This window comes from Micromonospora sp. CMU55-4 (assembly GCF_011602315.1).
Lineage (GTDB): Bacteria > Actinomycetota > Actinomycetes > Mycobacteriales > Micromonosporaceae > Micromonospora > Micromonospora chalcea.
Map to the genome: position 1 here is coordinate 181,884 of NZ_JAAOLH010000010.1, position 25,381 is coordinate 207,264.

Genomic DNA, 25,381 nt, shown 5'->3' on the forward strand with positions numbered 1-25,381 from the left:
CGCTCACTTCCGTCAGTATCGCTGTCCGCAGGTCAGCTCGGCTCGCCGAAGACCCACAGCACCGCCTTGGCGAAGCCGTAGTCCAGGCCGGCCACGATCGCCAGCATCACCGCGACGAAGGTGACCACCACGGCCGTGTAGGTCAGCAGCTCCTTGCGGGTCGGCCAGATGACCTTACGCAGCTCTGCCACGACCTCGCGGAAGAACCGCGCGATGCGGGCGAACAGCCCGATCCGCTCGGTGTCCTTGCGGGTCTTCCGGCCCTCGGCCGGCTCGGCCTGCGCCCGCTTACGGGTCGCGGTGCCGCCCCGGGAGACCGGCTCGTCCGCGTCGGTGGCGTCGTCGTCGGCCACGCCGTCGACGGTCGCGTCGTCGTTCAGACGCTCGTCGCCGTCGTCCTCGCCGCGGCGCTTGCTCTTGGCCACTTCGCCCTCCGTGCGGGATATGGGGTCGCACGCCGGGCGGCGTGCGCGGCGTGTTGGTCACGCCGGCCGGACCAACCGTCCCGCGACGGGCCGCGGCCGGCGGACCGGCCGGGAGGGCCCGAGCGCCTCGGAACCACCCCACCGGTGCCACCACCACGGGCCGGACGCCGCCGGTGAGGGCGACGCGACCCACGGAACGGTCAGGCCTGAGGCGCAGGGGTGACAGGACTTGAACCTGCAGCCTGCGGTTTTGGAGACCGCTGCTCTGCCAATTGAGCTACACCCCTGTGCGGCAACTCACCTCCACCCGGACACACTGTGCCGAGCGGGGGTCACTTGCCCCACGGCGGACCAGTGTACGGGTAGTCGTGCGACTTTCCCAACCGGTCTGCCCCTCGCGCGTCGGGCGGACCCTCAGCGCGTCGTGCGGATCAGTGCCCGGGCCTGCGACAGCACCTTCTCGCCCTGGCAGGTGGCGGTGATGTCGAGCCTGGTCAGACCGTCTTCGGTGACCTCCTTGACCACCGCCGACACCTCGATCTCGGTGCCCTCGTCGGTGTCCGGGACGACCACCGGCCGGGTGAACCGGACGCCGAAGTCGACCACCGCGTCCGGCGCGCCGGCCCAGCCGGTCACCGCGCGGCCGACCAGGGCCATGGTGAACATGCCGTGGGCGATGACGCCCGGCAGCCCCACGTCGGTGGCGACGCGGTCGCTCCAGTGGATCCGGTTGAAGTCGCCCGAGGCGCCCGCGTAGCGGACCAGGTCCGCGCGGGTCACCCGGTACGTCTGAGTGGGCAGCTCCATGTCCTCAGGCCTCCCCGCGTACGACGATCTTGGACCAGACGGCGACCACCGGCTCACCGTCCACAGTGCTCACATCGGTGCGGGTGGTCAGGAAGCCGTGCCCGCCCCGGGTGGTGACCTCCTCGATGGTGCTCACGCACACCAGCTCGTCGCCGGCCACCACCGGCCGGGTGTACGCGAACCGCTGGTCGCCGTGCACCACGCGGCTGTAGTCGACGCCGAGCGCCGGATCCTCGACGATCTGCCGGCTCGCCGCCATCGTGACGAGCACCGGGAACGTCGGCGGGGCCACCACGTCGGCGTGGCCGAGCGAACGGGCCGCCTCCGGATCGTGGTGGGCCGGGTCGGTCGCGCCGATGGCGGTGGCGAACTCGCGGATCTTTTCTCGGCCCACCTGGTAGGGGGCGGTCGGCGGGTACGTCCGGCCGACGAAGGACGGGTCCAGGGACATGCCGCCGAACCTACACGGAAAACACGAACGCCGATCCGCCCGGTCGGGCGGCCCGGAGGCCACCCGTCAGGTGGATCGGCGTACGCGGAAGCTGGTGCCGACCGGCTGCGCCGGTCGCGATCAGCGGGTCTCGCGGTGAACGGTGTGCTTGCCGTCCCGGGGGCAGAACTTCTTCAGCTCGATGCGGTCCGGGTCGTTACGGCGGTTCTTGCGCGTGATGTAGTTGCGCTCCTTGCACTCCACACACGCCAAAGTGATCTTCGGCCGAACATCGGTCGCCTTCGCCACGGCGGAGTGCCTTCCTCGCTCACGGAACAACTACGGCGTGTCAGCCTACGCGCTGACAACGCGGACATGCAAAGTGGGCGCCTGTGGCGCCCGTCCCACCGACCACCGGGTGTACCCGGAGGACGAGAGTAGCGGTGGCCGGACTTGAACCGGCGACACAGCGATTATGAGCCGCTTGCTCTGCCATCTGAGCTACACCGCCGTGGCGGGTCCAGCCGGACCCTCTGAGCCCCCTTACGGAATCGAACCGTAGACCTTCTCCTTACCATGGAGACGCTCTGCCGACTGAGCTAAGGGGGCCTGCCCGATCACCCCGGGGGTGTCGCGCAGGGGAAACAGTACACGACCGCGTCGCCGAGGTGAAATCGGATCCCCCAGGTACGTGTCGGCCCTGCTCAGGGCACCACACGCAGCCGCGGCAGCTCCCCCGTGGCCACCGTCTCCGGGTCGACCTGGGCGCCGAACCAGGCCTCCAGACGCTCGTACGGCAGGGGGCGGCTGAACAGGAAGCCCTGGCCGATCTCGCAGCCGATGTCCTGCAGGAGCTCCAGCATCAGCTCGCTCTCCACGCCCTCGGCCACCACCGCCAGGCCGAACTGCTGGGAGAGCGTCACCACCGCGTTCACGATCGCCAGATCACCCGGATCGGTCGCCATGCCCTGCACGAACGACCGGTCCACCTTCACCTCGTGCACCGGCAGCCGGCGCAGCTGGGCCAGGGAGGAGTTGCCGGTGCCGAAGTCGTCCACCGAGAGTCGGACACCGAGGTCACGGAGGCTGCGCAGGGTCGGGATGGGACGTTCCGCGCCGTCCAGCACACCGGCCTCGGTGACCTCCAGTGTCAGCCGCTGCGGCGGCACGCCGTACTCGGCCAGCAGATCGCGTACCAGCGCCGGGAAGTGCTGGTCGGTGAGCGTACGCGCGGCGAGGTTGACCGCGACGGAGAGCGGCTGCTCGCCGTGGCTCCAGTCGCGGCTGCGCCGCAGGCTCTCCCGGAGCACGAACTCGGTGAGCCGGCCGAGCTGGCCGGTGTGCTCGGCCACCGCCACGAAGTCGTCCGGCGAGACCGTGCCGTGCGCCGGGTGCTCCCACCGGGCCAGACACTCCACGCCCACCAGACGGCGGTCCCGCAGCGTGACCTTGGGCTGGAAGTAGACCTCCAGCTTGCCCTCGTCCAGCGCCCGTTGCAGGTCGCCGGCGAGGCCGAGCCGGCGCAGCGACCGCGACTCCAGCGCCGGGCTGTAGAGCTGCACGCTGCCCGGGACCGACTTGGCGGCGCTGGCCGCCAGGTCGACGCGCTGCAACAGCGCCACCGCGTCGCTGCCGTGGTCGGGGTGGACCGCCACGCCGACCACCGTGTCCACGTCCACGGTGAGCGCGTCGAAAACCATCTCGTCGCGGATCTGCTCCCGGAGCTGGGCCGCCAGTTCCAGGGCCGCCTCGGTGCTCTCCAGCCGGAGCGTCACCAGGAACTCGTCCCCACCGGCGCGGCCGACCAGCGCCGAGGAGGGCGCGCAGGCGCGCAGCCGCTCGGCCACCTCGACGAGCACCTTGTCCCCGGCGGCGTGGCCGAGCGACTCGTTGACCTGGCGGAGCCGGTCGACGTCGAAGAGGAGCAACGCGACCACCTCGCCCGGCGCGCCGATCTTCACCGCCTCGGCCACCGCCGCGGTCAGCCGGCGCCGGTTGGGCAGCTTGGTGAGCGTGTCGTGGTCGGCGTCGTGCCGCAGCCGGTCGACCAGGCGAGAGTTCTCCAGGGCGACAGCGGCGTGCGCCGCCACCGTCTCCAGGACCGCGACGTCGCGCGCGGTGAAGTGCGAGGGGTCGACCAGCCGGTTGGTCACCTCGAGCGTCCCGATCACCACCCGGCCCGAGCGCAACGGGACGATGATCGTGTCCTTGACGCCCTGTTCGGCCAGGCTGGCCCGGAACTCCGGATCGCTGCACACGCCCCGGCCGACGGTGACCGGGCGGGCCTTCTGCATCGCCCGCTGGCGCAGCTCCACCCCGGTCGGGGCGGTGTCCAGCAGGCCGGGGTCATCGACCCGCGCGGTGAGCAGGGTCTCCGGGTGCCGGCCCTGGGCGGGCAGCCACAACGTCGCGTACTCCGCCTGCATCAGACCGCGGACGCGGCCCAGCAGGGCGTCCGCGAGCGTGCCGTCCTGGCCGCTGGCCGAGATCGCCCGGCTCAGCTCGTACATGCCGCTGAGCGTGCGGTGCTGCTGGAAGAACTCGGTGTACGACCGGTAGACCGCCACCAGCCCCGCGGCCAGCGCGGCCAACGGCACCAGGGACCACCAGGACTGCTCCAGCAGCATCAGCACGATCAGGCCGGCCGACACGTTGATGCCGTTGGTCAGCACGCCCGAACGCAGCGCCCGGAACGTCTCCCGGCCGGCGTGCCACCCGATGAGCAGGGTCTGGACCGCGGCGATCGAGGTGAGGCTCACCAGGATCACCATCGCCACCGCGAGGCAGAGGCCCAGCCACGTGGCGGGGCCCACGCCCTCGGTCGGCGGCAGGATGGTCAGCACCAGGGCGCCGACCGAGGTGCCCGCCGCCGCACGCGCGACGTTGAACCAGAGCTTCGGCGCCGACAACCGGTGACGCAGGTGCGTCACGAGCGAGGACAGCGTGTAGATCAGGACGACGGTGAGCGGCGGCAGGAAGTAGAAGGCGAGCACCAGCGGCAGCTCAGTGAGCGTCATACCGAGTGACTGCCGGCGGATGACCACGCCGACGACCGGCCCGCTGGCGACGATCATCAGCGCCAGGAGCAGCACCGCCGGAAGCCACCCGCCGATGGGTGGCTTCGCGATCAATCCGGTGACCGTCGAACAAGCCACCGCTACCAGGGCGAGCGGCGCGGTGATTATCCAGGCGTCCTCGGAGGGTCTGCGCCTCGGGTTGTCTCGCCCGCTCATCCCACTCCCTGTCCGGTGGGTCCCACTCCCGGTCCGGCGGGCAGGACCCACCGGCTTCCGCCCCCGTGGAGGTCAGCCCGGGTCGCTGTCAGACCCAGACGTAGTCGAGGAGGCGGAGGTCGCCCAGGCCGGACTTTGCACTGATTACCGAAACGCCCAAGGCGGCGGAAACGAGGAGGAGCGAGCCAAACAGCCGGCCCAGCCTACGACCAGACATGATTGCTCCTGTCGGGAGAGTTACAACCATCGTGAAGGTTCCACGATCGTGCCACACCCCGCTCACGGGCAAAAGCTGCGCGAGCCCTCGCGCAGGGGCAGTGGCAGGGAAATCATCCGTTCGACAGGCGCGGCTCACCCTCCGGCCCAGCATACCGTCACGATCAGCCCCGCAGCCGCTACGGAAGGCGCGCACAACGACTTCGCGCGTAAACCACGCTTAGCGCCTGATTCACCCGTCAGCCGGCCGGCACCCGGCCACGGCCACAGTAGATGGCGTCGGCGCTCCCGTCGGCCGCCCTCGGACAGCCTCTACCATCATCGATGCCTGAGGCAAGGTTTCACGCCAGGAGAACCGAGTGAATCATCAGCCGGCCGGTGGCGGTTGCCCCGACGGCGTCGCCAGGTGCGACACCCGCCAGCCTGACTGCTTCACCGCCGACGAGGCAGGCAACAGCCGGTGGCAGCACCCTGACGGTCGGCTACCGCCTCTGCCCGTTCACGCGGGCTTCGTGCCGGTGACGTCGTACTCGAACAGCGCCTTGTTGGAGTTCCGCTTGCGGATGGTCTCCACCTTGACGTACGAATAGCCGAGTTCGCGCAGCATCACGGCATACCAGGTGTGCGCGGGCACCTCGTGCTTGTAGAAGGTGGAGTTGCCGACGATGTAGGAGACGCTGCCGCCCGGCTTCAGGTGCTTCGTCACGCTCTGGAAGTGCAGCCACATGTCGTGGTGGTACTTGTGAACGTAGCTGGCAAGCAGCGGACCGTTCTTGCCGCCGTCGGCCGCGATCTTCTCGCAGACCACCTTCATCGCCCCGTCGACAGGCGTCCCGACGTCCGGCTTCCACGTGTTCAGCTTGCTCGTGGCGGTGCCCCACGTGCCACCGATGGCGCGCCAGTCGAGCTCGCCGGCGTCGCCGGCCACGTCCAGGTAGCGGAGCCAGTACATGTACGGGCGAAGCTCGCGGATGTAGCTCATCCGATTCACGTACGGCGGTGAGGTCAGTACGAAGTCCGCAGGCTCCAGGCCGTCCAGACCCGTCCGCGAATCCCCCTGCCGGACAACCGCCGTGCCGGCGAGGTCGAAACGGGCGGACTCGATGATCGTCGCCATTTCCGTGGCGTACGTGTCGAGCGCCTTGTCGAGGTCGTCGACCACGAAGAGCGCCTGCTCGGCCGGCGCTTCCTTGAAGGACATCGACTGATGGTTGAACGCCGCGTTGGAGCAGGAGATCAGCGACCGGCAGAGACCGATCTCCAGCAGGTCGCGGATCTGCCCGTCGAAACGGTCGATCTCGTTCCGAAGCGCCTTGAGGGCGTGGAGCGCGCCCGGCGACCACCACTTCTCGATCCTGAACAGGCTCGGCTGCCAGAGATCGGCGTCCTCGTCGTGCGCCCGCGCCCCGTCGAGCACACTCGTCACGGCGTCAGCGAGCGCGAGGAGCGTGTCCTCCGGGTAGTTCGTCGTCTTGACCGTGCCGAGCCAGACCAGGAAGGGGTTGATGTCCACCGACTGCCCCCGGTGACCGAGCTCGGCAGCCGCGAGCGGCGTCGTGCCCGTGCCCGAGAAGGGGTCGGTGACGATGCTGCCGGCCGGCATGTGCGACATGCGATCGCGGACGAGGCGTACGCCGTAGGCGGGCGTGAGGCGCAACCAGCCGTGCCTACCCACACCCATGTTGGCGCGGAACGTCATGTGCTCGTTGCGGCTGTGCGCCGCGCGCTCGACGAGCTCCGTCATGCCGCCTCCAGGAGTCGCCGCAGGACGTGCTCCACGCTGGCGCGCAGGTCGGTGGTGTCCCGCCGGAGGTAGCCGCCAACGTCCCGCAGGAAGCCGAAAGTACTGGACAGGGGGTCATGCCCGCCCACGGCTGGGAAGACACTCCAGTTGCCGGTCAGGTATCGCGAGCAGACCATGTGACCTGGTTCTCGGACAGTCCGAACTCCGCCTTGAGGACCTGGCGGAAGATGCGCTCGCAGCCGACGCCGAACTGCCTGTGGATCGACGTCATGCCGCCCGCGGCTCTGCGCGGCGAACATCAGGGGCGAGGCGACGCCCATTCAGTGAAAGAGCGGGTCAGCGCCGTACAGCGCGGTGAAGCCGGCAAGGTCGACCTCGTCGGCCCCTCCCATCTCGGGAAGGCAATCCGCCGACGTGCGGAGCGGCGCGAGCAGGATCTCGCGGTAGAGCCGGTCCCGCTCCTCAGTGCTCGACGCCATGGGACGGCAGCTTACGGCAAAGCTCAGACACCCCCTCGCACCCACACCAATCAAGCAGTTCAGTCCCATTTGGCGCAGATCCGGCGCTCTGCTCGTCACGAGCGCACTTCAGCGGCGGGATGGGCCGAGGCAGCTGCTGCTTTCCTGCCGACCAGCCAGGGCTTGCCGGTCCACGGCCCACCATTTGCCCAACGCCCATGGATCCACCCCTGCCACCGTTCCCGGCGCCCAATAACTTCCGCGACACCACCAGCTTGCCGACCGATCATGTGTCGATGACCAGGGAAGAGGCTCTTGCCAACCTTCACGACACCGTCGCCTTCTGGAGCATCGGCTCCGCCACCTCGGTTGACGTGGTCATGGCCGCCTGCGACTGCCTGGTGGCAGGCGTCGACAGTCCGACCCTCCGGATCCTGGCCGGCGTCTCCCCCGTGAAGGGCAGCGAGGACGACGATCTGCGCCGCTGGCTGGCTGATGCGTTCGCGGAACTCTCCCTGACCTACTACGGGGAAGAGAGCCGGAAGGCCGAAGAGGAAGTCCTCCGCATCATGGCGCGACGACTGCTCGCCAGGAAGATCGCGCCTCGCGAACTCACGTCCTGGGTCTCACAGTTCATCACCTACGCCGGGACTCCCCTGGCAGGCGAACTGATCAACCTGGAGAGCGCCTACGAGTACGTCGAGGCCGCCAACGAGGTACACATGCTGGTCAGCACCAAGCCCGAGGATCTCGACGCGGAGGTCATCGCCGAAGCTCGACGACTGGTCGGCGACAGCGGCGCCGGCAGGGACCAGGGTTGAGCCACCACGGATCATCCCCGATCTTGTCGTGGACGTCCTTTCCGTGGCCCGCCCGCAATCAGTCGCAGACGGCTGGACTCAGCCGGACTCGGCCAGACGAACGAGAACGGCCCCCGATCAGCATCTCTGCTGGTCAGGGGCCGCATCTGCACCTGGTGGCGGGTAGAGGATTCGAACCTCTGTAGCTTTCGCGACGGATTTACAGGGCATCCGCGATCTTGGCTACGTCAACTCGCTGAACTGGAACTTTGCCGCACCCTCCCGGCTTGTCGATCGGAACCGCCCACCATGTGCCCACGCCCCACTCGGGGTGAGTGAGGGCTACCAGTCAACCGAGGGGCTACCCATCAAGCGGTAAATCGTCAACCTCAAGGAGTTTTTTTTGAAGGGCTTCCGGCCGGACAAGCCACTTCGAGGGGTTGCCGGCTGGGTAGGCCCCAGTCCCCAGCCAATCCGCTCAGCGCGCCGAGGACGCCCGCCAGGCCGACCATCAGGAGTTGCGACGTTCCGGGAGCAGCGCCGGGGGCTGAAACAGCCATTGCCACGGACGCGCCGGTGGCAAGGAGCATCGACATCCCAAGGGCGATCAGTGGCCGGAACCTTCGCACGGTTCGACTCTCCCACAGGAGGTCCAGTAGAGGCGTCATTTCAGGGCGTCGCCGATCTTGTCGTTCATGGTGTCGTCGCCACCGTCGATGCAGTTCGCGTAGACGCGGAGCAGGACGGCGACGCCGTGGCCCAGGCGCCGGGCGACCTCGGTCGGCGGAACACCAGCGTTCAGCCAAAGCGAGGCTGCTGCGTGGCGCAGGTCGTAGGGCCGGCGGACGAGCGGCGAGGCTACCTGTGATTCGGTCAGCGCCTTCTCGCGGGCGAGCTTCCACCACCGGTCGTAGACCGACTCGGACAGCGGCCCACCGTGCAGACCCCGGAAGAACCGACCGTCCGGACCGACCCCGTGATTCTCGACGTGCGCGCACAGCAACTCGACGAGCCGGGGCGGGATCGGCACCGTACGAGTCTCAGCCCTCCCCCGGTGCTTGAGTCCACGCCGCTCGTGGGAGCCGCCGTCATCGGTCCAGTGCGACCCGGCGCGCGGCGAGGTGCCGGCGAGCACCAGGCGGCCCCAGCGATATTCGATCTTCTCGTGGTCGCAGGACCGGGAAGACTTGACCACCGCCAGGTCGTCGAAGTCCGCGCCGCACTCGGCGCACCGGCCCGACAGGTCGCAGTCCTCCCGACGTAGGTCCGCCGCCTCCGAGGGCCGCATGCCCGCGTAGTAGAGGCAGCCGAAGAACGCCGTGACCTTGTCGGCCCGTTTGCCGAGAGATCTCACCGCTTCCAGCAGCGTGGCGACCTGGGCCGGGTTCGCCACCACCCGCCGGTCGATGGACTGCGCCACCTCGGGAGCGGTCCACTGGACCTTGTCGACCGGGTTGGAGTCGATCAGCTCCAGCTCGACGGCGTACCCGAGCACGTTGTAGAAGGTGGCCCGCTTCCGCTGGACGGTGGAGGCAGCCGCGGGCTTGCCGTCAAGACGGACGCAGAGGCTGTCGAGGACCCGGCGGACCATCGCGGGTGGGTCCAGCTCGACCACCGGCAGGGACGCGGTTTCCAGCCAGGCCAACGCCGCCGCGTGCTCGGCGGGGATCTCGTCGGACCAGCGACGCGGGTTGAGCCCGTAGAGGTACAGCGCCTCACGGAGCAGCGCGTCAGCCGGTCGACCCCGCTTTACCGGGCGGGTCAGGGTCACCGTGATCGAGGTCAGCGCCTCAACGATCGACCGCCGGGTCTTGGCCGCCGCCCGGGGCCACTTCATCTCGACGTACGCGCGGCTGTGGGCGTACCAGGTGGTGGGGTTCTTGGTTCTGGCCTCGGAGACCGGGCGGCCGGTGGCCGGGTCGAAGGGCTCTCCCGCGTTGGCCGCCTGGACCAGCTCGGCGCGGAACGAGTGCGCCAGGGCCTTGGTACGGAACATGTCCTCGAAGCGGTGGCCGCTCACCGCCCAGCGGACCCGCCAGGGCCGAGCCTTCCGGTCGGCGCGCTTGCCGATCTCCCAGATCTGGACCTCATAGCTCTTCACGCGGCGTCCTGCTCCAGGTCAACGAGCCACCGACCGAGCGCCGACCGGCGGACCCGAAGCTGCCCGTTGGGAAGCTTGATCACCCGTGGCCCCTTGCCGGTCTGCCGCCAGTAGAACCAGGTCGAGCGCGGTACGCGCAGCTCGGCGAGCACTTCCGGCACGGTCAACAACTCCTCGTTCACTGCGTCCCCTCCCCGTCGTGCTGTGCGCTGTGCTGAGTTGCCGAAAGATCTGTGGGCCCCTGCGCGGCCCGGTCCTTGGCGGCGAGCAGTTCGGACCGCCAGCGGGCGCGTTCGCTGATGGAGCGCATGAGCCGGTGGGCCAGCGGTCCCACGTCGGGGTCGTCGGGTCGGGCGAGTTCCCAGGCGTGCCGGATCCGTTCGGCGGTGGCGCCCTGGTCGTCGACGAGCTGCCCGGCGGTGGCGCTGTCGGTGGTGGCGCCGAGCAGTGCCCGGACCCAGGCGCGTACGTCGTGCTTGTGGTCGGCGAGGGTCTTGCCGGACCAGTCGCGGGAGATGAGGATGCGCCGGCCGCCGATGCCGAGGGTGTCGCGTTGGTGGACCTTGCCCTTGCAGCGGCCGGGCTTGAGCTTGGCGTGTGCCTTCTTGGGCTGGACGCCGTAGAGCAGCCAGTTGGCGCATCGCTCGGTGCAGGGGGTGAGCTGGAGTTGCTGCCAGAGCCGGTCGAGGTGCTTGCGTTGCCGGTCGGTGGTCGCCTTGTGGACGTCGCCGGTGTGCTTGGTGATGTATTTCGTGACGTACCGGATGGTCCGTTCGGCGTCCTCGGTGCCGGGCATGACGCCGCGGGCGTCGACCTGGACGCCGAAGCGGACGACGTGCACAGGCTGGGCGTCCGGGTCGTCATCGATGGCGTCGAGGGCTTCCGTCCAGGTGGTCAGCGGCTCCCGGGTGTCCGGGTCGACCCATGCCGCCGCCTGCTCGTCCCAGACGGGGAGCTGGTCGAGGGTGTAGCGCTGGACGTCGACCGCCGGCCACCACACCTGGTGGTAGGTGGCCGCCGCCACGGTGCGGAGGACGTCCCGGGGGATGGTGCCCCGGATGGCGAAGTGGGCGTGTGGGGCGAGCCTGCGTTGCGGCTCGACGCAGCCGGCGTACTGGACGTTCCAGCCCTCGCAGCGGCGCAGGTTCTGCCAGAACCGGTCGAGCAGACGCGGGAAGTGCACGGCGTCCCAGGCGGCGCGGCGGTAGTCGTACCGGTCGGGGTTGAGCGGGGTGCCGTCGGGGCGGACCGGGCCGTACGAGTCGAGAGTGAGCGTCAGCCACATCGACGGCCGGAACGTGGCGCCGTCCGGAGCGGTGTAGGTCTTGCCGACGGTGCGCCGTTCGACCTTGCGCCGAGGTAGCTCGGGTGCGTCCTGACGTCGCTTGGTGGAGCGCTTGCGCCGGCGGCCGGGCTCGTCGTCGGCGTCCTCGTCGCCGGTGGCGTGGGGCGGGCCGACGCGCCCGCGCAGACCTTCGGCGGCGATGGCTTCCTCTACCTCGCGGATCGCCTCGTCGAGGTCGGTCATTTGGTCCCACTGGGCGGCGCGTACGGCCTCGTCGCGGGAGAACTCCAGGTGTGCGCGGAACAGGATCAGGGACTTCTGCGCCTCGGTCGCCGGTTCCGGGCCGGGCAGGGGTTCGTCGTCGCGGTGCCAGCCCTCGCGGATCTGGGCCTGCCGTAGCCGGCGGTTCTTCTTGGCGCAGGGCGCGCACTTGTCCTCGCGGGTCGCGCCGCAGGGCAGGTCGATGACCTCGGTCAGGCCGGTGTCGAGGTCGGTGCGGCGCATGGCGAGGGGGCGCACGCAGACGCCGTACTCGGCGGCGATCTCCTTGAGCACGTCGACCGAGCGGGGCAACGCCATGCGGGCCGCCCGCGACCCCGGGCGAGGAGCAACCGGGGTCGGGGCGGCTGGAGCGAGGCCGGGCAGGGTGGGAGCGGTCATCGGATGATCCCGACGACCTGGGGTCGGTTGGGCTGGACGACGCCGAGCGGAGGCAGCACCGTGGCCGGCGCCGGACGGACCGCCGGGGCAGGCACGGTCGGCTGCTGGGGCTCGGGCTCGGTGGCGACCTGTTCGGGAACCTCGTAGGTCCAGTCGACCAGCGGTTGGTCAGGCTCGGGTGCCGGGGCGGGTGCGCTGGACAGGACGACCTTGACCAGGGCGAGGAACGCGAGCGACGGCACGGCGGCCACGATCCAGCCCCACACGGACGGTTCGGCTTCCGCGACCTGGGCGGCAAGGGAGAGCAGGGCGAACGCGACCAGGAGCACGCCGACCAGGCCGACCGGGCGACCGGCACGACGGCGGGCGCGGATCTCCAGGCCGAGGTAGATCGCCATCAGCTCGACCGCTACCGCGTTGGCCCAGCCGATCCAGTCGGGCTGCCCATGGGCCACGGTCAGGTCGTGGACGTGGGTGAAGGCGGCGGCACCGGCCATGATCCCGATGGCGAGCAGGATCAGCACCCGGATGCCGGACTCGGCTCGGTGGCGGATCATTCGAAGTCGCCCTCCGGAATGCGGATGGTGACGGTGATGCGGATGCGCTGCCCGTCGAGGTCGTCCCGGCGGCGGACCATGTGCGCCAGGCCGTGCAGGGCGGCGGCGAGCCGGTCCGGGGAGCCATCCAGGTCGATGTTCAGCGGCTTGATGCGGTGGGTGCCGAGGAAGAAGCGCTTGAGGGACATCGGGGTTACCTCCGGTCCGGGGTGACGCGAGTACGGATGTGGTCGGGCGGGTCGCCGAGGGAGGCGACCGCTTCGGAGAGGCAGCGCCACAGCGCCCACGCCTCGTCGGGGGTCAGGTGCATGCGGCGCCGGCCACCGCCGACGGCGAGATAGACCGGGTACGGGTCGGGCCGATCGGGGTCGACGCGGACGGATACCGCCGTGCTGCTCGCGCCGTCCGAGTTCGGTGCGCGGAGCCGGTAGAAGGTCGGGGCGGTCACCGCGACTCACCCCCGTCGGCGTCGAGGATGTTGCGCAGCGCGTCCGGCAGCAGCGGCCCGCGACGCTGCCGAGGCAGGGCCGGCCGGACCGGTTCCGGTGTCGACTCGCGGCCGACCTGGGCGAGGATGTCCGCAGCGTCGGCCGGAGCCGGGTACTCGCGGGCGAGGTCGCGGATGTGGTCGTCGGTGACGTACGAGAAGCGGACCCGCATCGGTTCCGGGGTGCCGTCGAGGATCACGTACCCGACCCCCTTGGCCCAGCGGGGCATCTGGTCGGCCAGGGCGCCCCGGTTGCGGGCACCGTCGCCCAACACGAGGTCGACCTGAGCCGCCTCGGTGAGGCCGAGCGCGATGCGGGTCGGGAACAGGTCCCGGAACGGCAGCACCTCCTTGCGGGGGTCCTGCAACGCGGCCACCACCAAGACGCCGACACCGGCACCCTGCGACAGCAGCAGCCCGAGCGAGCCGGCGATGCGCTTGCGCAGCTCGGCGTCTTGCAGGTACGCGGTGAGCGCCGCCATCTCGTCGATGACGACCACGACCAGGGGGTCAGCCTCGGTCGGGGTGTGCACCCGGACCCTGCCGGCGAGCCGGGTTTGCCTCTCTCGCATCACCGCCACGGCCTCGTCGAGGAGATCGGCCATGGCCTCGAAGGACTTGCAGGCGAACCGGGCGAACAGCGGCCGACCCATTGCGAACTCCATCCCGCCCTTGGGGTCGATCACCCAGAGCCGGACCAGGCCGGAGGTGATGCCGCCGGCCAGCGCGCGGACCAGCGACCAGAGCACCGAGCCCTTGCCGGACCGGGTGGCCCCGCCGATGAGGACATGTGTGGCGAGCAGGTGCAGGGACCAGGTGCCCAGGTCTTCCCGTCGCGCCAGCGGCAGAGCGGTGAGGTCCGGTACGGCCGGGGCGTCAAACGGTGCCACGACCGGCCGCAGGGCATCGGTGCGGACGAGGACCAGGTAGACCACGGTCGGCCGGTCCCGGAACCGCATTCGGTCCACCCAGCCCAGCAGCAACGCCCAATAGCCGGTACGGGTGGGCAGGTCGTCGGGCCGCTCGGAGTAGACCCGGGCGTGCCGCCGGCCGAAGGCGTACGCGAGGTTCGCTGTGACCTTCTGGAAGTCGGCCGGGGTCTGCCCGCGGACCATGCGGATGGTCAGCACGTCGAGGGCCTGATCTGAACGCACGCGCAGCAGCTCGGGCAGGACGGCGCGACGGTCGTACGTCTCGGCCAGGCCGCACAGAGTCATGGCCTCGCGCCACGCCCGCCGGTAGACGAAGACCTGACGAAACCGGCCGAGCAGCGGCGCGGCGCACCACCGCCACCAGGACGCCTCATCGCGCCACCGCCACAGGGCCGACACCGCCGACGCCAGGACCAGCGGCACGACCAGGCCCGCCCAGCCGTAGTCGACGTAGAGGACGACGGAGAGCACGACCAGGCCGACGGTGACCGGGTGGCGCAGGCACCACCAGCAGCCCCGGGCGAGCCAGCGCAGCACCAGGCCGAGCACGACCGCCCACATCGGCAGAACGAACCGCTTCGGCCGGACCACCAGCAGATCCCCGGCGGTCGTCAGCACCACCTCGCCACGCGGCCGGCGCATCATCGCGCGTCCCGCAGCGACACGAACCGACCCGACGAGTCCCGGACCGGAGGGAACGGAAGAACGAGCTGCCCGACGCAGAGTGGGCAGCAGTCAGCCGCACCGCTGGCCGGGTCGAACCGGGACTGACACACGCCGCACCGAGGCTGAACCGGGGCAGGCGAACGCCTACGCTTGGACACGTCACTACCTCTCTCGACAGAGCAGGGGGAAGAGACAGAGGGCGGGGCTGCCGTCCGCCAAGACCTGACAGCCCCGCCCCCACCTGATGCGGCTACGCCGCCGCCTTCTTGGCCACGCCCGCCGGAGCGCGCATCCCGGTCGCCCGCAGCGAGTACGCCATCCGGCCGTTGTTCGACACGTACGGCGTGACCGTCATGCCCTCGAACTCCACCGCCTCGAACGGCGCCCCGGTCGGCGGGACCGGCTGGTAGTCGGCGGAGATCTTCACCGTCGTCTCCCGCGAGCGCTTGCCGAGCTCCGGGTCCAGGTCCATCACGCGGACCTGCCACACCCGCTGGCCGGTCAGCTTGTCCTTTGCCGGGCTACGCCGGCCGGTCTTCTCGTCGTAGTCCTCGACCTCACCCAGGGACTCGGGGACCAGGGCGCATCCCGCCGGGAACACGTCCTCACAACGCACGGCGAACCTCGTACCGCCACGCAGAGCCATCGCTCAACCTCCAGGTTGTTGGCATGTCTGCCAAGTCGAGACTCCAAGGTAGACGGCACTTGGCAGACAAGTCAACAAGTGGCGGCGACCGTGCCGGACCTGAAACCGGCAATTGGCTCCAATCACTCGACCATCGCGACACCGTGTGCTGGTCAGGACACACCGGAGCGCAGCGCAAAAAGCGCAGCAGCCGCAAGGCGATTAAGACGGAGCGAAGGAACAGCACAAGCAGGCGTAGCCCGGCATGCAGCCAGAGGTGCTAATGCGGGCCAGCAACTACAGCCAGACCCGCGCGCCTATCAGGGTTGCGAAGAAAACGGAATATTCAGCGCAATCATCAGGCCGTTGTGGATCCACCAGGGCCCAGACCGGTTGTAATCGTAAGTATTCCGGCGATGGTAGAACTGAACGTATCCGGCGTTCGGCCTGAAGTTGCCGATAGCGCCCTGCAAAAAGAGATACTCAGCAAGATCGTCAAGTGTAACCGAGTCTTGTATGCCTGCGGTTTCGATGGCGCTCTTGAGCGCCTCCCGCGTGAATTCCCTCCCAGGCATGGCCTGCAATACTTGTGGAAGCCGGTTGATTACCTGCTGATCGAGCAAGCCCGTCGCCTCCGAGAGAATCTCCGACAAGAGATGAGACGAGGAGAAGCTGTCCGCAGCCGAACGAACCTGCGAACTCGACAAAGATCTACCAGGAGATGCCTTCTCCTTGAGTGCCCCGAACAGCAGATTCATATCCCGGGGCGTATACCTGGTGAAATCTAGCAAGTAGCGCAAGGTGGACTTAGGTCGCGCCGACGGTCCCAGCTCGACAAAGTCGGGCAACAAACTCAGCAGGTCATCCACCTCGACCTGAGCCTTGCGCGCAACGTAATCCCACAGCATGACATCCCTGGGGTCCCTGGCCTCAGCACCCCAGTCAATGTTGATACCACCATCAGCGGCAATCTTGGCCGAGTCAGCGAAGTTAATCCGCCGAAAAACGTCATTTCTGCACATAATTAGCAGAAAGACACTTCTATTCCCAGCGCGAAGCAGGCGCTGAGAGATCCAGTCGGAAGCTCGCACGAGTGCTGCAAGCGTTCGCCAGTACGACTCGTTGTCTCCGATTGCTTTATCGAGACCATCGATTGACAGAAGGTGCCTGTTACTCGTGACCGATGCAGCGGCCAACCGGATCACAGCGTCGCCCAACTGAGGAAGGCTCACTGAGTCCGTGTCCGCAGACTTCCATTCAGTCGAAGCGATCTTTGGAATACTGATCGTCGACTTGCGCTCTCTGATCCTACGCAGCACCTTCGGATAATCATCATCAGCCAGGCCCGCGCTCTTCAAATCCGCCAACAGTTTGAGAGCCCGTGGGTCTCGACTAAGATTACACGCCCCGTCTTGAATCAAAGATTCGAGCATGCGCACGCCAATGAATAGCTTCCATGCGGCATCAGTAAGGGCCGTGACCTCGCCGGAAACCAGCTTTTTCTCAAGCGAGTACAAAGGACTTTGCGAACGGTTCAGCTCGTCAAAGTCTACAAAATTTGTAAATACCGCATGCTCGCCGACTTCCCTCTTCCACTTCAGCGCCACATACTGAGCGGCAGCGCTTTTTCCGGATCCTTTCGGTCCAAGGATCAAGAAGGTCTCGTGATCCAACACGCGCCCTGGAAGGTTCCAGCGATCGAGATAGGTATTTACGAACCGATCGGGGTCATGCAGCACATCCCTCTCGGCGGAAGCCCGGCCAAAATACAGCCTGGTGATGTCGAGCATCCGAGACTCCTGTCGGTTCAGCAGAAGATTCAAGGCTAGCCAACTGATTTAGCTTCACTGCCCTGCCAACAAACGGCGCGTCTACGCCAATCCGCTATATCGGATATTTACGCCAAGTTTTACACAAGCAACCAAGGGTACATATGCGTCAAACTGCCCGCAAGAACGAACACAGTGGGGTTACTGGCATGGGCATGGACCATGAAAGTAGGAGACACCCGGGGGTGGCGGTGGATCGTGCCCACAGCCGTCCGGACGGAATCGACGATAATACCGTCGAAGCTCTCGGAGAACTGAGCAAAGCGCTTGAGACGATTCACCGGGTACGAGGTCACCTGTACTCGGTGCACCAGCTCGTTGGCGGCGCGGATCTCACCCTCGATCGGGTGGTCAAGCTGCTCCGCGAGGCCGGGCACGACGAAACGGCCGACCGGGTCGAGCACGAGCTGTTGGGGCGCAACCTGCTACCCGGCCGTTGGACCTTCCAGATCATGGAGGAGTTCGACGACGGCTACTACGCGGCGTTCCAGGAGATCGAGCGGGACGCGCGGGAGAAGCTGGCCGGCGGCCGGCGGCACATCTACGAGGCGGAGATGAAGGAGCGGCGGCGTACCCACGGCATGCCGGGGCATGAGGCTACGCCAGAGGAGTGAGCGGTAGACCATTCGGCAGCATCGAGGCCAGGGCGTTGGCTCTGGCCTCGATGATCCTCATTCGGGCCTGGTACTCAGCAGGTTCCCGGTGCGCGGCCTGGCTGGTGACCTGGCCGGGCCACTTGCGGTAGAGCAGCCCGTACTCCCGGGTGAAGTAGCCGGCGCTGACGGCGTTGGCGGCGAGCAGCAGGCCCGTGTCCTCGGAGGCGGGGAGGGCCATCCAACCGCCCAGGGCGAAGACGATGTCCCGCCGCAGGCACAGCGTCGCCGGGTGGACCGATGCCCGGTAGTCGTTGGCTTGCCAGAACGACAGGACCGCACCGCGGTCGATGACTCCGCCGGCTGGATCCTTGTCCCATCCGGCGGTCGATCCGTCGGGCAGCAGGTCGAGTACCCGCGAGGTGGTCCAGCCGATGTGCGGGTGCGCGTCGAACGCAGCGATGTCTCGGGCGAGCGCGCCGGGTGTCAACTGGTCGTCAGCGTCCAGGACCTTGATGAGGTCACCGGAGACCCGGGAAAGGGCGAGGGTACGGGCGACGCCAGGCCCACCGGGACGGCCGGTGCCAGGACTGATCCGGGGATCGTCCGGCAGCACGTCGACCAGGACGCCGGCCTGCCCGTCCTCCTGGACCAGCCATTGCCAGTCCCACCCGTCAGGTAGCTCCTGCTTGGCCAACGACTCGAAAGCGCCAGCCAGGTATTTGATGCTGGGCGCGTGGACCGGAGTGATGACCGAGACGAGCTGCGTCAAGTTTTCCACCGCTGGAGTTTGTGGGAGTAGACAAGCTCGGTGCGGTCACCCGGCATCACGATGTCGGCGACCTCGACGACGCGGCCCGTGGTGTCGACGGAGGTCTTCCGGACGGTTAGGACAGAGACGCCCGGGTCGATGTCCAGAAGTTCGGCCTCGTCCGGCGAGGGCGGACGAGCGCGGATCTCGTCATCGATCCGGTCCAGCTCGATACCAATCGTGTAGAGCTGGTGTTGCGTGCCGCCGGGCCACGGTTCCTTGCTCTCGTCGAGCAGGTCCGGGTTCGCGGCCACCAGGTCGTACGGCAGGTAGGAGTACGACACGGTCAGCGGCGCGCTCTCGTGGCGGGAGGAAGTCCAGTAGACCCGGCGCAGCAGTGGCGTGCCCGGGTCGACCTGCAAGGCCGCCGCCATCTCCGCATCGGCCTCCACGCGGGTGTACTCGGCGTGGAACTTCAGGTCGTCGACGGTCAGGCCGGTGTCGTGCTCGGTGGCGCCGGTCTTCAGCCTCTCGTCCTCGTCGAGCAGGACCCGGTCCTTCTCCCACTGGTACCGCTCGCTGTTGCGACGGCGTACCCGCTGCCGAGGCGCCCGGACGTAGGTACCGCGCCCCTGCTCGGCCCGGACCAGGCCCCATTCCCGGAGCTGCCGGATGGCGTTGCGGACGCTGGTGCGGGAGAGGCCGGACGACTCGGCCAGCTCGGTCTCGCTCGGCATGAGGGTGCCCGGGGCCATCTCTCCGGCCATGATCTTTACCCGCAACTCCTCCGCGAGTTGCAGGTAGCGAGGGCGCCAGTCCCGGCCATGCACACCGGTCACCGTACCCCCTAGACGTTCCAACGTCTGCCAGGTGGTCCCGCCCGCCGGCCGTTGGGGAACCGGAGGGACCGTTACCGCTGCTCGCGGCGGCTGTCCACGACGAGGGCCAGAAGTACGGGGAACGGCGATGCTCCGACGGCTGCCGGAGTTCATCGCGTCTCCCCCGTCCGATTGCGCTGAGTGGCCGGTGCTCGCATCACGTCACGGGCGCGCGCCAGCTCGTCGATCAGCCGGTCGAGCTGTGCCGCCGAGAGAAGCACAGTTTGCGTCGCGCCGTAGCGGGTCGCGTCGAGCTTGACGGCCAGGTCCCGACGCGCGAACCGGTCGATGAGTAGCTGAAGGCTGACCCAGCCGGTCCGCTCCCGTCCGATGGTGGCGATGAAGCCGCGGTGCATCGGGTCGTTCGGTCCGCAACCTCGGCACCATCCCGGGCATGCGACCGACGGGACCGACGGCGTGGCGCTCTCGGTCATGGGCCTGCCTTCACTCATCGCCGGCTCCACGGTCGCCGTCGGCCTGCTCCAACAGACCGCGCAGATGCTCGATCAGCTCGGCCACCTGGGGCAGCGACAACTCTGCCCAGCCGTTCCCCGTCCGGCACGTCGCGTGCACGGCGACCAACGGCACCAAGGCGTCAGCGCCGATGAGGTAGGTGAAGACCACTCCGCTCGATCGGGAGTCACCGACCCGGAACATCGTTCCTCGGTGACGTCGGGCCATGTGAGCCATCACAGGCGGCACCAAGTGCCCGCAGCGATCCGGCGCGCACCAGCCCGGGTGACCCGTAGTCTCGCTCGACTTGTTCGTCCGCCTCAACGAGTCCACCGCCCACCATTGCCTCGGTAGGACTGCGCCAGCGTCATCAATGGCGCGTAGCGCAACGTAGGCAACTCCCGAGTCGGTACCCCAGCCCACCAGTACGTCGGCGCGGCATTGGTTGGCGTGGGCCGCAGCGGCGAGACGTGGCTGTCAGCGACAACAGCCCGCGAACGCCTTGAGGACCACCAAGACGAGAACCAACCGCGCCGACGATGAGAGCCGGACATCGCACCTCCACAGGTAGGCGGGGACCGGTGGCCAGCTACGGGGGGAGATGCAGCCGGCCACCGGCCCGGATGAAGGCACGGCGCACCGTCCGACACAGACGGGTCGGGTATCGCCGAGCCAACTTGTCCGCGCGGCTACCGCAACCGGTCCGACAGGACGCCGCGCGCCAGGTGCGACCAGGGCCGGCACGGCACCACCCCTGATACGAACCGTCACCCTGGCCACACACCGGGAAAGGTACCTACAAGTGGACGTGTTGTCCATACGTCGAAACGCATCACTTGGTTGGCACTTGGCAAGACAAGTGCCAGGTACGGTGAAGCGGTGCCCACCCCGCACTACGGACAGCCCCGCTATCGCGTCATCGCTGATGAGCTAAGGGAACGCATCGAAAGAGGCGCAATCCCGCCGGGTGCGCTCTTACCGACCGAGAGCACCCTCACCGCCGAATTCCGGGCAGCCCGCGGCACAGTCCGCCAGGCTATAGCTGCCTTGCGGGCCGATGGCTACGTCACCACTGAACACGGTCGCGGCACCTATGCAAGCCTCGGCCTATCGGCAGGCGGGGAAACCACAGCCCGTCTGCCCACGACCGCACGGCGCGAAGTCGCCGCAGACCCGGAGCTCGCAGCCCTCTTCGCCGTCGAGGTGGGTACGGTCCTAGTCGAACAACAAAGCATTGATCGATCACGCGGAACCGTCGAAGCAGTCGTCAGAACTTACAAATTGCTTCGGCCGAGGCAGTAACCGTGTTCGAGGCTTCGATACGTCCTCAAGGCGGCCCGTGACGGGCCGCACGCGCCGCCGCCTGGGCGCGCGCCGGCCACAGCCGCTGGCGCTCCGCGGCCGTCACGCCGGATGCCCGGTCGGCTGGCGCGGACAGCGAAAAAGCCCGGAGGGCCGCCCCGGAAGGACAGACCGTTGACCGATAGGGGTGGGCCAGCAGCCGGCCGGACCGCGCGGCCACAAGCCCCGCGGCGTAGAGGGAGGGCACGCCGGCCGCGTCGGCGAGCTGGCGGCGGTCGCGGGGCCGCGGTTACTGCGCCTCCGGCGGGGGCGCTCGGGCTCCGAGATGGTGGGACAACGCGGGCGGCTTGCGGCCCGCGGGTGGTCGCGGTAGGCCTTCTCGCCAGCCATCGACCCGGGCAAGCCGAGCAGACCACCGCCCGACCCGCCAGCGTCCAACCGTGCGTCAAGGCCGTCTTGAGGTGGCGGGCCCGGCGGCGGCCCGCTCCCCAAGAGGACGGGTCGACGGCAGGCAGTGATGGCAGAGTCAATCCGAGCTGCTGCCGACGGCTATAGCAACGTTGCTGGACTGTCGGACAAGGGGCTGTTCTTGTGGCGTTGCAGCGACCACCGCCAGTGGCGTTGCCGCATCGTTGGCCGTTCTTCTTTCGAGCACCGCACTGCACGACTGGGTCATTGACGTGGCAGAGACCCGACGGGCGCGGGTTGATGGGGCAGGGGCCGCCCTTGCGGGTGGTGGCCCGGCATCGGGCGGTCGCCTGCGTGGCCTGCGCTCCATTTGCCGCGGGCGATGCGGCTTCGATGCGGGAGTAGAGGAGACGACCCGCGACGCGGCGGCAACTGGTGGGGATGTCGACCAGGGCGATGGGTTGCGGCACAACCCAGGTCAAGGGGCTACCCCAGCGAACCCACACCGTGACGGCCCGGCGTCGGCCTCGCAGAGCAGCTTGCGGGACGACCATTGCTTGTCGGTGCGATCAATCTCGATCGCGATGGGGCGGATCATTCAACCGCTCGCAAACGACATCGAGATAATCGGGCCGGTCGGGATGCGCCCCCGGCAGACCGGCGACGCTCGGAACTTCTCGTCGGACCCGCCAACCGTGCGCAGCGCCCCATTCCACTACGCCCTGCGTCAGAGCGGCAGTGACCCGCGGTGCAGACCAGTCAATGAAACTGAGGGACGCTAGCCACCTGGCAAGGGACTCGGCGGCACGCGATGAACGAAGCGCCAGATCCATAGACAGAGGTTAGCGTCAGTGTTCGGCAGGTCGCCACGTTCCTCTAGCTATTAGCGAGTTGCTGGAACCTGTCCTGCAAGAACCTAAAAGGATACGAGGTGTTGAGATCGAGGTGCTCATCTACAAGCTTCTGCAGATCAGAATCATCAAGTGCCAGGACGAACTCATGCTTTTGCCGAGCTGCATCTGCGCATAGGCTCGTGACCTTCTGCTTGTCGTCGGCGCCGCGATAGACCAAGACCCCTACCATTCCCCGCGACGGGGAGAGGCGGCCTAGCAGTTGATCCACTTCGGGGTTGCCAATCGGCGTATCGTAGTTCTTGCATTCCACAAATATTTGCCCCGCCGGGTAGTTGCGTGCGACCCATCGAAAGAAGCCGCTCTGCCCGTCGTTGGTGAAGGACAGGTCTACTCTCTTGCGACCCTCGTGCATTCGCATTTGTTTGGTGGGGTGCAGTAGATGAGGATAGAAGAGCGCCTCAAGGAGCGCATGGATCCTCATCTCATAGAGATGGGCGTCCTTCTTGCCTCTAGGCGTCCTCAGCACTTCTTCGAGCAGTCGGCGGAGATTCGTCCTTCGACTCCCGACGGCATCAGCCATGTCGTCATTGTTGAGCGGCGGAGTCCGGCTTCGATGCTTTTCCTCGCGATACTGATCGAGGAGTTCAGGGTGTTCAGCAGTTACATGAGCGTTGATTCTCTTCTCTACGCCCGGATTTTCTCGACTAGAGTCAAACCGGTCTTTCCACTTCGCGTTGACCGACTTCTTCGTGGGGCGCTTTCCCTTGACGACTGCTGTGAGCGAATCGGCTGCGTTCTCCTCGCCTACGAGGAAGTTCAGGATGTGATGCCGATAGTAGTTGCCGGCATTCATGTGAAGATTCCGGCGAACGATTGATTTCGGAACGAGTAGCAGCAACTCGTTCCGTGGCGTAGGCAGTTCGACGTGATCCTGGTACCAATCTCCGCCCCGCCCATCCCAAAAGCTCCCGTAGGCGACCTTCTTAGTGAGCGGGATCCCATAGTATCGGCAACAGTCGGCGGTGAAGTCGACCAACTGCCGCCTAATGATATTGGTGGTGATGTCCGATATTCTGTCCTTGTCAACACCTTCGATTAGGAGGGCAGTGTCTTCGAGGTCTTGGATGAGTCCTGTTCGTACCGCCTTGCTTCCCGAGAGCGCCTGCCAAAACTCGATCGCAAGCTTCTGGCCAACACCGCTCCCCCGGGATTTTCCCTTAGATAATCCAAGATGTGTCTCATTGGGCTCCCCGAGCCCGGAGAGGAGCCGAATTGCGCCGTCATCATCGCCGGAGTGGATGGCGTCGAGAACTCGCTGGAAGAACGACTGTATGCTCGAAATGCAGCTACGCGCCCATGCGTTGTTGAGCTGAGCAATGGCTCGGGGGTCAATGAACAAGGGCGTGTCCTTTTCGATATCAACGTCGACAAAGTCGAGTTCGCCCTGAGTTCGGTTGAGCTTGTAGCGCTTCGATACTCGCATACGGTTTCCTCTACCAGGTTGCCCTTGCAGGAAGTAAACCATCGTTCGCGCAGAGTGTATAGGTCGGCGGTGGGCATGAGAACGACAGGGCCCTGCGGCGCATGGATCGTTTCGTCTGACATGTCCGCCGAGGAAGCGATTGGGCCCTCGATATGTCAGATCTACGACAGCCTCAGCCGGAGGCGGTCGTCAGTAGTGCCTCTTCAATCTTGTCTGGCGTGCACAACATGACGTCTTGGTTGAGCTGCGGCGTTAGTCCCCCTCCCCACGCGACGCCCAAGCCATAAGGGACTCCCGCGCCAGCCATCGAGCTGGCGAAGGCCTGCCGGTAGGCGAGGAGGTCGAAAAGGGCGCTGCGGGCGGCCTCCTTTACGCCGCCAGAGGTGCTGAGCTTGCACTCGATCACGAGCGTTCGAGGGCTTCCGGTCGGCGTCTGCCAGTGCAACACGAGGTCGGGTCGCAGGTCTTGGGGGCGCTGGAATCCGTGGCGGGCGAGTACCTCCCGATAGTTGGAAACGTCCGCGAGCACGGATGGCTTTGACTGGTACCACAGGTCGATCCGCCGCCCGTCCCGGCTCGTGCCGTGCGTTTCCACGGCGCCGCGGAACAGCCGGAGGGGCTGAAGTTCCCAGCCGTGGACACCGAGCGAGGCCATCACGCGGAAGAGCGTCAGTAGCTCGAATAGGATGTGCTCTTGGGCCGTCACGAGTCCGACTTCCTCGATCGCCCTCCGGACCTCGGCGCGGTCGAGGCGCTCAACGAGTGCGTTCAGTTTGCCGTAGGCGGCGAGCACGGATCGGTACCTCGTGCCGGTGCGGCCTGCGGCAATTCGGGCCAGTGACCGAGATGTTGGCGGGATTCGCTCAATCGTGGCCAGCATGCTGCTGGTCTGCCACTTCGTTGCTTCGTCCAGGTGGCTCCGGATGGTGGTAGCCGGCTCAGATCGCATGCTGGGTAGATGCCAGCCGCTGGCGGTCGCTAGGTTCGCCACGGCGTCGAGCACGTGAACCAAAAGCTCGTTCTCGGGAGTCTGGTACGCCCGGTCGACCGGCGCTGTGACGTGAAGATGAGGGCTGCCACTGGTGAGTCGTCCCGTCATTGTCTGTCCCCAGTGAACAGCGCCCCGGACGCGCTCGGCGCTGCGCTCCTCGCCGCGGACAGAGGTGGTGCTAAGCCGTCGGGCCAACTCGGGGAGTTGCTGTACAAACTCGCGCACCTCGGCGCTCAGCAAAAACTGGAGTGCGCCCAGTTTGGCGACGTCGCCACCGGGCCATCCCAGGAGTGCGGCTGCGACGAGGAGGCCGGGACCCTCCAGTCGCGCCGCCGGTGACACATAAGACCAGATCTGGTCGCCGACTTCGGCGATGCGCGATGTGCGCTCCCAAGGCAGTGTGTGCACTAAAT

At 67.4% G+C, this 25,381-nt stretch carries 26 protein-coding genes and 3 tRNA genes; 3 read left to right on the plus strand and 26 right to left on the minus strand.

The annotated features are described in order from the left end of the window. Window positions 1-32: 32 nt before the first annotated feature. From secE to HA073_RS19110, 11 genes are all read right to left on the minus strand, one after another. A complete protein-coding gene (gene secE / locus HA073_RS19065; RefSeq protein ID WP_166456964.1) occupies window positions 33-425 on the minus strand; it encodes a preprotein translocase subunit SecE in 393 nt (130 codons plus the stop codon). Window positions 426-639: 214 nt separating this feature from the next. Next, window positions 640-712, minus strand: a tRNA-Trp gene (locus tag HA073_RS19070). A gap of 127 nt (window positions 713-839) precedes the next feature. Then, entirely contained in the window at window positions 840-1,232 is a 393-nt protein-coding gene (locus HA073_RS19075) for a MaoC family dehydratase (protein ID WP_030501620.1), read from the minus strand. Window positions 1,233-1,236: 4 nt separating this feature from the next. Continuing rightward, window positions 1,237-1,683: a MaoC family dehydratase N-terminal domain-containing protein gene (locus HA073_RS19080; protein WP_030501621.1), complete on the minus strand. Its 447-nt coding sequence runs from the start codon at window positions 1,681-1,683 to the stop codon at window positions 1,237-1,239. A gap of 120 nt (window positions 1,684-1,803) precedes the next feature. Beyond that, on the minus strand, window positions 1,804-1,971 hold the full coding sequence (rpmG, locus tag HA073_RS19085; RefSeq protein ID WP_013288652.1) for a 50S ribosomal protein L33: 168 nt from the start codon (window positions 1,969-1,971) through the stop codon (window positions 1,804-1,806). A 129-nt stretch (window positions 1,972-2,100) separates the two neighbouring features. Next, window positions 2,101-2,173: transfer RNA gene (locus HA073_RS19090), tRNA-Met, on the minus strand. Window positions 2,174-2,198: 25 nt separating this feature from the next. After that, window positions 2,199-2,271 (minus strand) — tRNA-Thr (locus tag HA073_RS19095). Window positions 2,272-2,366: 95 nt separating this feature from the next. Continuing rightward, window positions 2,367-4,895, minus strand: a complete 2,529-nt coding sequence (locus tag HA073_RS19100) for a bifunctional diguanylate cyclase/phosphodiesterase (RefSeq protein ID WP_030501622.1) — start codon at window positions 4,893-4,895, stop codon at window positions 2,367-2,369. A 715-nt stretch (window positions 4,896-5,610) separates the two neighbouring features. Continuing rightward, window positions 5,611-6,855 carry a site-specific DNA-methyltransferase gene (locus HA073_RS19105; RefSeq protein WP_166456965.1) on the minus strand — a complete coding sequence of 415 codons (1,245 nt, stop codon included), beginning with the start codon at window positions 6,853-6,855 and terminating at the stop codon, window positions 5,611-5,613. Beyond that, window positions 6,852-6,983, minus strand: coding sequence for a hypothetical protein (locus HA073_RS30930; protein ID WP_255481538.1), 132 nt, complete (start codon window positions 6,981-6,983; stop codon window positions 6,852-6,854). Before HA073_RS30930 ends, HA073_RS19105 begins: the two co-directional genes overlap by 4 nt. Window positions 6,984-7,175: 192 nt before the next feature. Further along, a complete protein-coding gene (locus HA073_RS19110) occupies window positions 7,176-7,334 on the minus strand; it encodes a hypothetical protein (protein WP_166456966.1) in 159 nt (52 codons plus the stop codon). Window positions 7,335-7,531: 197 nt separating this feature from the next. Between HA073_RS19110 and HA073_RS19115 the strand changes: the two genes are divergently transcribed. Next, on the plus strand, window positions 7,532-8,134 hold the full coding sequence (locus HA073_RS19115; RefSeq protein WP_166456967.1) for a hypothetical protein: 603 nt from the start codon (window positions 7,532-7,534) through the stop codon (window positions 8,132-8,134). A 643-nt stretch (window positions 8,135-8,777) separates the two neighbouring features. Here HA073_RS19115 and HA073_RS31175 read toward each other — a convergent pair. The 9 genes from HA073_RS31175 to HA073_RS19160 all read right to left on the minus strand — a co-directional run bounded on the left by HA073_RS31175 (window position 8,778) and on the right by HA073_RS19160 (window position 17,216). Next, the gene (locus HA073_RS31175) at window positions 8,778-10,214 is read right to left on the minus strand and encodes a tyrosine-type recombinase/integrase (protein ID WP_166456968.1); all 1,437 of its coding nucleotides are present in this window, start codon (window positions 10,212-10,214) and stop codon (window positions 8,778-8,780) included. Beyond that, window positions 10,211-10,396 carry an AlpA family transcriptional regulator gene (locus HA073_RS19125; protein WP_166456969.1) on the minus strand — a complete coding sequence of 62 codons (186 nt, stop codon included), beginning with the start codon at window positions 10,394-10,396 and terminating at the stop codon, window positions 10,211-10,213. The genes HA073_RS31175 and HA073_RS19125 overlap by 4 nt, the downstream gene beginning before the upstream one ends. Beyond that, window positions 10,393-12,159, minus strand: coding sequence for a replication initiator (locus tag HA073_RS19130; protein WP_166456970.1), 1,767 nt, complete (start codon window positions 12,157-12,159; stop codon window positions 10,393-10,395). Before HA073_RS19130 ends, HA073_RS19125 begins: the two co-directional genes overlap by 4 nt. Continuing rightward, on the minus strand, window positions 12,156-12,716 hold the full coding sequence (locus HA073_RS19135) for a DUF2637 domain-containing protein (protein WP_166456971.1): 561 nt from the start codon (window positions 12,714-12,716) through the stop codon (window positions 12,156-12,158). The genes HA073_RS19130 and HA073_RS19135 overlap by 4 nt, the downstream gene beginning before the upstream one ends. Beyond that, a complete protein-coding gene (locus HA073_RS19140; RefSeq protein ID WP_013473706.1) occupies window positions 12,713-12,904 on the minus strand; it encodes a hypothetical protein in 192 nt (63 codons plus the stop codon). The genes HA073_RS19135 and HA073_RS19140 overlap by 4 nt, the downstream gene beginning before the upstream one ends. Before the next feature lie 5 nt (window positions 12,905-12,909). Then, the gene (locus tag HA073_RS19145; protein ID WP_166456972.1) at window positions 12,910-13,164 is read right to left on the minus strand and encodes a hypothetical protein; all 255 of its coding nucleotides are present in this window, start codon (window positions 13,162-13,164) and stop codon (window positions 12,910-12,912) included. Next, window positions 13,161-14,777: an FtsK/SpoIIIE domain-containing protein gene (locus tag HA073_RS19150; protein ID WP_205797920.1), complete on the minus strand. Its 1,617-nt coding sequence runs from the start codon at window positions 14,775-14,777 to the stop codon at window positions 13,161-13,163. Before HA073_RS19150 ends, HA073_RS19145 begins: the two co-directional genes overlap by 4 nt. Window positions 14,778-15,051: 274 nt before the next feature. Continuing rightward, window positions 15,052-15,447, minus strand: coding sequence for a transcriptional regulator (locus HA073_RS19155; RefSeq protein ID WP_166456973.1), 396 nt, complete (start codon window positions 15,445-15,447; stop codon window positions 15,052-15,054). Between the two features lie 299 nt (window positions 15,448-15,746). Next, window positions 15,747-17,216 (minus strand): P-loop ATPase, Sll1717 family, encoded by a 1,470-nt coding sequence (locus HA073_RS19160; RefSeq protein ID WP_166456974.1) that lies wholly within the window; start codon window positions 17,214-17,216, stop codon window positions 15,747-15,749. A 194-nt stretch (window positions 17,217-17,410) separates the two neighbouring features. Here HA073_RS19160 and HA073_RS19165 point away from each other — a divergent pair, with 194 nt between their 5' ends. After that, on the plus strand, window positions 17,411-17,869 hold the full coding sequence (locus tag HA073_RS19165; protein WP_166457001.1) for a hypothetical protein: 459 nt from the start codon (window positions 17,411-17,413) through the stop codon (window positions 17,867-17,869). On the opposite strand, the gene HA073_RS19170 is transcribed toward HA073_RS19165, so the two are convergent. The 4 genes from HA073_RS19170 to HA073_RS19185 form a co-directional block, all read right to left on the minus strand. Then, complete coding sequence (locus tag HA073_RS19170; RefSeq protein ID WP_309228042.1) at window positions 17,853-18,629, minus strand: glycosyltransferase; 777 nt, start codon at window positions 18,627-18,629, stop codon at window positions 17,853-17,855. The two genes, HA073_RS19165 and HA073_RS19170, sit on opposite strands and share 17 nt — an antisense overlap. Beyond that, window positions 18,617-19,438 carry a GntR family transcriptional regulator gene (locus HA073_RS19175; protein ID WP_166456976.1) on the minus strand — a complete coding sequence of 274 codons (822 nt, stop codon included), beginning with the start codon at window positions 19,436-19,438 and terminating at the stop codon, window positions 18,617-18,619. The genes HA073_RS19170 and HA073_RS19175 overlap by 13 nt, the downstream gene beginning before the upstream one ends. A 149-nt stretch (window positions 19,439-19,587) precedes the next feature. Further along, window positions 19,588-19,911, minus strand: a complete 324-nt coding sequence (locus HA073_RS19180; protein ID WP_240925838.1) for a precorrin-4 C11-methyltransferase — start codon at window positions 19,909-19,911, stop codon at window positions 19,588-19,590. A gap of 10 nt (window positions 19,912-19,921) precedes the next feature. Continuing rightward, window positions 19,922-20,101, minus strand: coding sequence for a hypothetical protein (locus tag HA073_RS19185; protein WP_309228043.1), 180 nt, complete (start codon window positions 20,099-20,101; stop codon window positions 19,922-19,924). Between the two features lie 708 nt (window positions 20,102-20,809). Here HA073_RS19185 and HA073_RS31265 point away from each other — a divergent pair. Then, window positions 20,810-21,232 carry a GntR family transcriptional regulator gene (locus HA073_RS31265; RefSeq protein ID WP_166456978.1) on the plus strand — a complete coding sequence of 141 codons (423 nt, stop codon included), beginning with the start codon at window positions 20,810-20,812 and terminating at the stop codon, window positions 21,230-21,232. Between the two features lie 1,284 nt (window positions 21,233-22,516). On the opposite strand, the gene HA073_RS19195 is transcribed toward HA073_RS31265, so the two are convergent. Both HA073_RS19195 and HA073_RS19200 read right to left on the minus strand, forming a co-directional pair. Next, on the minus strand, window positions 22,517-23,977 hold the full coding sequence (locus HA073_RS19195; protein ID WP_166456979.1) for a hypothetical protein: 1,461 nt from the start codon (window positions 23,975-23,977) through the stop codon (window positions 22,517-22,519). A 172-nt stretch (window positions 23,978-24,149) separates the two neighbouring features. Beyond that, window positions 24,150-25,376, minus strand: coding sequence for a hypothetical protein (locus HA073_RS19200; RefSeq protein ID WP_166456980.1), 1,227 nt, complete (start codon window positions 25,374-25,376; stop codon window positions 24,150-24,152). Window positions 25,377-25,381 lie beyond the last annotated feature (5 nt).